This window comes from Micropruina sp., assembly GCF_027492755.1.
In the GTDB taxonomy this organism is placed as follows: Bacteria; Actinomycetota; Actinomycetes; order Propionibacteriales; family Propionibacteriaceae; genus Micropruina.
This window is the reverse complement of sequence record NZ_JAPUED010000208.1, coordinates 1-6216: the sequence shown is the minus strand read 5'-3', so window position 1 is coordinate 6216 and position 6216 is coordinate 1. Positions and strand designations below refer to the sequence as shown.

At 69.1% G+C, this 6216-nt stretch carries 8 protein-coding genes and 1 pseudogene; 7 read left to right on the top strand and 2 right to left on the bottom strand.

Annotated features, from left to right (window positions below; translation table 11 throughout):
* From Q0066_RS14545 to Q0066_RS14525, 5 genes and pseudogenes are all read left to right on the top strand, one after another.
* Window positions 1-149 (top strand): annotated as a pseudogene (locus Q0066_RS14545) (ABC transporter ATP-binding protein); the annotation flags it as partial.
* Complete coding sequence (locus Q0066_RS14540) at window positions 149-2593, top strand: ABC transporter permease (protein ID WP_298134142.1); 2445 nt, start codon at window positions 149-151, stop codon at window positions 2591-2593. The pseudogene Q0066_RS14545 and the gene Q0066_RS14540, both read left to right, overlap by 1 nt.
* 93 nt (window positions 2594-2686) lie before the next feature.
* A complete protein-coding gene (locus Q0066_RS14535; RefSeq protein ID WP_298134138.1) occupies window positions 2687-3034 on the top strand; it encodes a metalloregulator ArsR/SmtB family transcription factor in 348 nt (115 codons plus the stop codon).
* Window positions 3031-3507 carry an SRPBCC domain-containing protein gene (locus tag Q0066_RS14530; RefSeq protein ID WP_298134136.1) on the top strand — a complete coding sequence of 159 codons (477 nt, stop codon included), beginning with the start codon at window positions 3031-3033 and terminating at the stop codon, window positions 3505-3507. Before Q0066_RS14535 ends, Q0066_RS14530 begins: the two co-directional genes overlap by 4 nt.
* Before the next feature lie 130 nt (window positions 3508-3637).
* Entirely contained in the window at window positions 3638-4420 is a 783-nt protein-coding gene (locus Q0066_RS14525) for an Ig-like domain repeat protein (RefSeq protein ID WP_298134133.1), read from the top strand.
* On the opposite strand, the gene Q0066_RS14520 is transcribed toward Q0066_RS14525, so the two are convergent.
* Window positions 4413-5003 (bottom strand): TetR/AcrR family transcriptional regulator, encoded by a 591-nt coding sequence (locus Q0066_RS14520; protein ID WP_298134129.1) that lies wholly within the window; start codon window positions 5001-5003, stop codon window positions 4413-4415. The two genes, Q0066_RS14525 and Q0066_RS14520, sit on opposite strands and share 8 nt — an antisense overlap.
* A gap of 96 nt (window positions 5004-5099) precedes the next feature.
* On the opposite strand from Q0066_RS14520, the gene Q0066_RS14515 reads away from it, so the two are divergent.
* Together Q0066_RS14515 and Q0066_RS14510 are read left to right on the top strand one after the other, a co-directional pair.
* Window positions 5100-5411, top strand: coding sequence for a multidrug efflux SMR transporter (locus tag Q0066_RS14515; protein ID WP_298134126.1), 312 nt, complete (start codon window positions 5100-5102; stop codon window positions 5409-5411).
* The gene (locus Q0066_RS14510) at window positions 5408-5773 is read left to right on the top strand and encodes a multidrug efflux SMR transporter (protein ID WP_298134123.1); all 366 of its coding nucleotides are present in this window, start codon (window positions 5408-5410) and stop codon (window positions 5771-5773) included. Before Q0066_RS14515 ends, Q0066_RS14510 begins: the two co-directional genes overlap by 4 nt.
* 9 nt (window positions 5774-5782) lie before the next feature.
* On the opposite strand, the gene Q0066_RS14505 is transcribed toward Q0066_RS14510, so the two are convergent.
* A partial coding sequence (locus Q0066_RS14505) for a heat-shock protein HtpX (RefSeq protein ID WP_366521529.1) occupies window positions 5783-6216 on the bottom strand: 434 nt, incomplete at its 5' end.

The following is a 6216-nucleotide window of genomic DNA, read 5'->3' as shown; positions in this document are numbered from 1 at the left end:
GCCAGACCATCGTGATGGTCACCCACGACCCGAACGCCGCCGCCTACGCCGACCGGGCGGTCATCCTCTCCGACGGCCGCATCGTCGACGACCTGGACGCCCCGAACTCCGACACCGTGCTGGACGCCATGCGGAAGCTGGGTGCCTGATGCTGCGGCAAGTGCTGCGGGAGCTACGGTTCCACCCCTCCCGCTTCGTCGCCACGGTGATCGCCATCGCGATCAGCGTGGCCTTCATGGCCGGCTCGTCGATCCTGGTGGCCACCGAGACCAACGGCTTCCAGCGCCTTCAGTCGCTGCCGATCTCCACCGCGGACGTGGTGGTCACCCTGGGCCCGGACGCCGACCGCGCCGCCGTCGCCAAAGCCTTGACCGGCGTCGCCGGGGCCGAGGCCTCCGAACCCAGCCTGAGCATGACCACCACGCTGCGCAACGGCCGCGCGACGGCGCTGACCGAGCTGATCGTGTTGCCGTCCGAACCGCTGCGCTGGTCCCGGATCATGGAAGGACGCTGGCCGCAGGCCGCCGGTGAACTGGCGCTGAGCCGGGACGCCGCCAAGGGCTTGCAGGCACGGATCGGCGACCGGCTCGAGACCGGGTACGCCGACACCACCTTCACGGTGGTGGGCCTCACCGACGAGCCGAAATCGCTGTTCCTGCAGACCGGCTACGTGGCGCCGGCCACCTTCGCCGCGTCGGGGGACGACCCCAATCAGAGCGCCGCAACCTGGATCGTCAAGGCCTCCCCCGGCACCGATCCAACCGCGCTGGTGCAGACCGTCAGCGCCGCACTCAGCTCGGTCGCCGACGTGAAAGTGCAGCCCGCCGAGCAGGTGCGCGCCGAGTCGCTGAAGAAGCTGACCGGTGAGTTCGACGCCTTCCGCAACCTGCTCTGGGCGTTCGCCGCGATCGCCGCCGTGGTCGGGATGATCACCATCGCCAACACCTTCACCATCCTGCTGGCGCAGCGCCGCCGGCAGATCGGGCTGCTCCGCGCGGTCGGCGCGAGCGGTGCCCAGATCCGACGGCGGTACCTGCTGGAAGCGCTCGCCCTGGGCGTGATCGGCTCGGCGCTCGGCCTGCTGGCCGGTGCCGGATTGGCGGCGATCGGGTCGTCGCTGACCGGCTCGCTGTTCTGGGGGCTCGCCCTGCCCGCCGTCGACCTCTCGATCGCCTTCGGCGTCGGCGTGGCGATCACCGTGCTGGCCGCCCTGCTGCCGGTGCTGCGCGGCACCCGGGTGCGGCCGTTGGAGGCATTACAGCCCGAGCCGGCGTCCGACGAGAAGCGCCGGGCGGGCATCGTCCGCGGGGTGATCTGCGGGCTGCTGGTGGTCGGCGGGGTCGTTGCCGGCGTGCTCGGCCTGAGCACTGGCGCCGCGCTGCAGATCGCGATCGCGGGCAGTGCGCTGGTGGCGATCGGTGTCCTGTTCGGTGCCCCGCTGTTCGTGCCGGGCCTGTTGCGGCTGGTCGGCCTGCTCGTGCGCGGCTTCGGGGTCACCCCGCGGCTGGCGGCACAGAACGCCGTCCGGAATCCGCGGCGGGCCTCGACCACAGCGACCGCGCTGATGCTGGCGGTCGGGCTGATCGTCACCCTGCAGGTCGGCACGGCGAGCGCCCGCGCCACCATGCTCGACCAGATCGATCGGCAGCGGCCGGTGGACATCTCGGTCAGCACCTGGGGTGCGACGAAGTCGCTGCCCGGCGAGCTGGTCGGTCAGCTGCGGCGGGTCGCCGGGGTGGACGGCGCAGCGGTGCTGCCGTCGGCGTCCGCCGACCTCACCGGTGCGGCCGACGACCCCTACGACGGAATGACCGTGCTCGGTTACGGTCCGGACGCCGCCGCGGTCGCGGCCGACGCACCGGCCACGATCGCCGACGACCAGATCTACGTCTCGGACAACTGGAGGGAGTTGAAGGACGGCCAGCAGGTCGGGCTGAAGGGCCACACCGGCAGCCTCCGGCTGAAGGTCGCGAAATCGCCGATCGTGCCACTCGGCCAAGCGATGGTGTCGACCGCGAACCTCAACCGGCTCGGCGCGGTGGTCCCGGACGCCATGCTCTGGCTGTCGGTGCCGAACCGGGCCGACGCCGTCGCCGCCGCCACCGCCGTCTCGGAGTTGACCAACGGCGGGCAGTACGAGGTGACCGGGGCGATCATCGAAGCGGTCGCGATGGAATCGGTGCTGAACGTGCTGCTGGCCATCACCACTGCGCTGCTGGGTGTAGCGGTGCTGATCGCGCTGATCGGGGTGAGCAACACCCTCGGCCTGTCGGTGCTGGAACGCACCCGCGAGTCGGCGCTGATGCGGGCACTCGGCCTGCAGGCCCGCTCACTACGGCTGATGCTGCTGATCGAAGCCTTGCTGCTGGCCGTCGTCGGCGTCGCCGTCGGAGTGGTCGCCGGCATCTACTTCGGCTGGCTGGGGGCCACCGCACTGGCCAAGCAGGTCGCCGCCGACGTCCGGCTGGTCGTCGATCTGCCGCTCACCCTGGGCATGGTGGCGGTCGCCATCCTGGCCGCCGCGCTGGCGTCCGTGCTGCCCGGACGCCGTGCCGCGAAGGCATCCCCGACCGAGGCCCTGGCCGATATCTGAGGCCCAGCCACCGGTTGTTGTTCAACCGGACGGTTGACAAAGATTCGTCGCCGTCGTACGGTTATTCAACCAACCGGTTGAAGAGAGAAATCCATGACGGATCAGCTCGATGCGGCCTTCGCGGCCCTGTCCGATCCCACCCGGCGCGATCTGGTCGCCCGGCTGGCGATCGGGGACGCGACGGTCGGCGAGTTGGCCGCCCCCTACGACATGACCATCCAGGCGATCTCCAAGCATCTGAACGTGCTGGCCGCCGCGGGACTGGTCACCAAGCGCCCGCAGGCCCAGCGCCGGCTCGTCCATCTCGAGGCGGACGCGCTGCGCCGGCTCACCGACTGGGTGGAGCACTACGCCCGGCTCGCCGAGCAGCGCTACTCGCGCCTGGAGAACGTCCTGGCCTCGCTCACCGAGGCCACACCCGAAGAAGGGAACCCATCATGACCGAGCACCTCACCACCGCCACCATCGAAGCCGACCCGGTCGTCCCGGTGATCCACATCACCCGCGATTTCCGGGCCACGCCGGCCCAGGTGATCCGCGCCCACGTCGATCCCGAGTTGTTCACCCAGTGGGTCGGTCCCAACTACCGCACGGTGACCATCGACCACTGGGACGCCCGCACCGGCGGCAGCTGGCGCTACTTCAATTCGGGTGACCACGACCAGCAGGCGTTCCGCGGCTGTTTCCACGAGGTCAGCGACAACCGGGTCGTGCAGACCTTCACCTGGGAGGGCATGCCCGAGAGCGTCGCACTGGAGACGCTGATCGTGACCGACCTGGGCGACGGCTGGACCCGACTGCACGCCGCTTCGCTGACCGACAGCTTCGAGAGCCGGGACGGCTGGCTCGCCTCCGGCATGGAGATCGGGGTCAACGACGGCTACGCCAAGCTCGACGAACTGCTGACCCGATGACCGCCGAAGCCGGAGCCGCCGGCTGACCGCGTCCGAGTGAGACATTCTCCGGGACTCGCATTCCCTGCCAGCTGCTGATGGTTAGGCTTACCTAAGTTCCCCTGTCCGGGGTTGTGAGCGAGGAGAAGACATGACGACCAACAGCGTGACCCGTCCGGGTCTCGGCCGGTGGGCGACGCGGCTGGTGGCGACCGGAGCGGCCATTGCGCTGCTCGGCGGCGGCCTGCTGCCGCAGCAGAGCGCAGTGGCGGCACCGCGTCCCGAAGCCGGCAACGGCACCCTGACCATCTCGAAGGTCGAGGTGACCCCGGGCGGCACGATCACCATCAAGGGCACCGGCTTCGATCAGCGTCCCTCCGGCGGCTTCCTCTCCTACAAGCTGAACGACGGCGAGCTGAAGTTCACCTCCGGCAAGCCGGACGGCACCCTCGACGGGTCGGGCACGGTGACAACCAAGAAGGCGGCGAACCTGCCCAACGCGTCCGGCTCGTTCTCGGTGAAGCTCACCGTGCCGACCACACTCGCGCCGAATGACAGCCCGACCACCTACTGGGTGCGGCTGCTGGCCGGCAACGACGGCGGCACGCTGGCCTCCAAGTACGTGCACTTCACGGTGGTGAAGTTCAGCTCGAAGGTGAAGGCGTCGTTCGACTCGAAGACCAAGAAGAAGAGTTCGAAGGGCACCGCCAAGGTGACGGTGAGCACGTCGGCGACCTCGAAGCCGACCGGCACCGTGAACGTCCTCGACGGCAGCAAGACCATCGCCAAGGGCGAGCTGGCCAGCAAGAACAAGGGCGTGATCAAGATCAAGCTGCCCAAGCTGAAGAAGGGCAAGCACACCCTGACGGTCTCCTACGCCGGCACCGACAAGGTCAAGGCCAGCGCGAAGTCCTACAAGATCACCGTCAAGTAACGGGCACCACCAGCCGGCGCACCGCCGCCCGCAGCACGTCCTCGGCTCGGACGGGTTCGACCCGTCCGAGCAGGACGTGCACGGTGAGCCCGTCGACCAGCGCCTGCAATTCGGCGGCCGCGGCGTCCGGGCCGCCGCCCACTTCGTAACCGAGGGTCGTCACCTGCGTCAGCACCTCGACCAGTAGCTGGTTCAGGTCGCGGTACAGAATGCCCTGCGCGTCGGCGATCGCGCGGTCGCTCACCGCCTGGCCGACGAAGGCCAGCCACACCTCGGACGCCCGCCGGCTCGACTCGTCGGTGGGCAGCACCGCGATCAGGAAGCTGGCCAGCACGTCCAGCGGCGGCGCCGAGGGATCGACCGCCCGCACCCGCTGCTCGATCACTGCGCCGACCCGCTGCGCCGCGGCGTCGAGGATCGCCTCGCGGGTGGGCAGATAGTGCCGCACCGCGCCGCTCGACCAGCCGCTGCGCTCGGCCACCGCACGAATGGTGGCGCCGGGCAGCCCGCGCTCGATGATCAGTTGCCAGACCGCGTCGACCAGTTCGTCACGGCGTTGCCGATGATCCACCACCCGAGGCATGCGCCAGTTGTAGCACACCCGTGCGAAATTGTCAGATGTCGCACGATTGTGCTATAAAGATGTTTCAGCACATTCGTGCGAAATAGGAGGTGGGAGATGGATCCCTGGGTCACCCTGGTGGCGGCCGGTGTCTTCGAGGTGGGCTTCACCACGTGCTTGAAGCTTGAGGAACGCAGCAAATGGTTCATCGTCCCGTTCCTGATCTGCGCCGGCATCAGCTTCACCCTGCTGTCCGAGGCGATGCAGACGATCCCGCTCGGCACCGCCTACGCGGTGTGGACGGGCATCGGTGCCGTCGGCACCGTGCTGGTCGGAGCGTTGGCCTTCGGCGAACGGCTGAAGCCGGCCACCCTGGGGCTGCTCGGCGTCGTGGTGGCGATGATCATCGGACTGAAGGTGCTGGGATGAAGCGGCAGGGAATGAGCGGCTGGCTCTGGCTGTTGGTGGCCGGCGCCTTCGAAATCGGCATGACCACCGCGCTCAAGCTGGAACAGCAGGACTCGCGGTTCCTGTGGGTGTTCCTGGTCTGCGCCGTCGCCGGCTTCGAATGCCTCGCCAAGGCGATCAAGACGATCCCGCTGGGGCTCGCCTACGCGATCTGGACCGGCATCGGCGCGGTCGGCACGGTGCTGATCGGAGCGTTCGCGTTCGGTGACCCGCTGGGTCCCGTCCGGGTGTTGCTGCTCACCGGGCTGGTGGCGGCGATGATCGGCCTCAAGCTGGTCGGCGGGCGCGAACCAGCCAAATCCGGAGCGTCTCCCGAGCAGTGACCCCGAGGCTCAGGCGGCGGCCGGTGCGTTGAACTCGGCCAGCAGGGTCAGCACCCGGCCCTTGATCGCGTCCCGGATCGGCCGGAGTTCGGCCAGCTGAAGCCCGCCGGATTCCGGCAGATCCCAGTCGTCGAACCGGACGCCGCCGCTGAGCGGACGCAGGTCGACGCCGAGGGTGATCACCTTGTCGACCTGCCACAGCAGGTCGGGGCTGACCGCCTTCGGCTCCTCGTCGCGCAGGTCGATGCCCTCTTCGAGCATCGCGGCGATGACGGCGGGGTTGAGGGCGTCTGCCGGTTCGGTACCGGCGGATTCGACGGCGATCGAGCCGCCGCTGAGCTGGGTCAGGAAGCCTGCCGCCATCTGTGAGCGACCGGCGTTGCTGACACACACGAAGAGCACCGAGTTGACTGCCATCGAACCCTCCTTGGTCGGACGAGAAC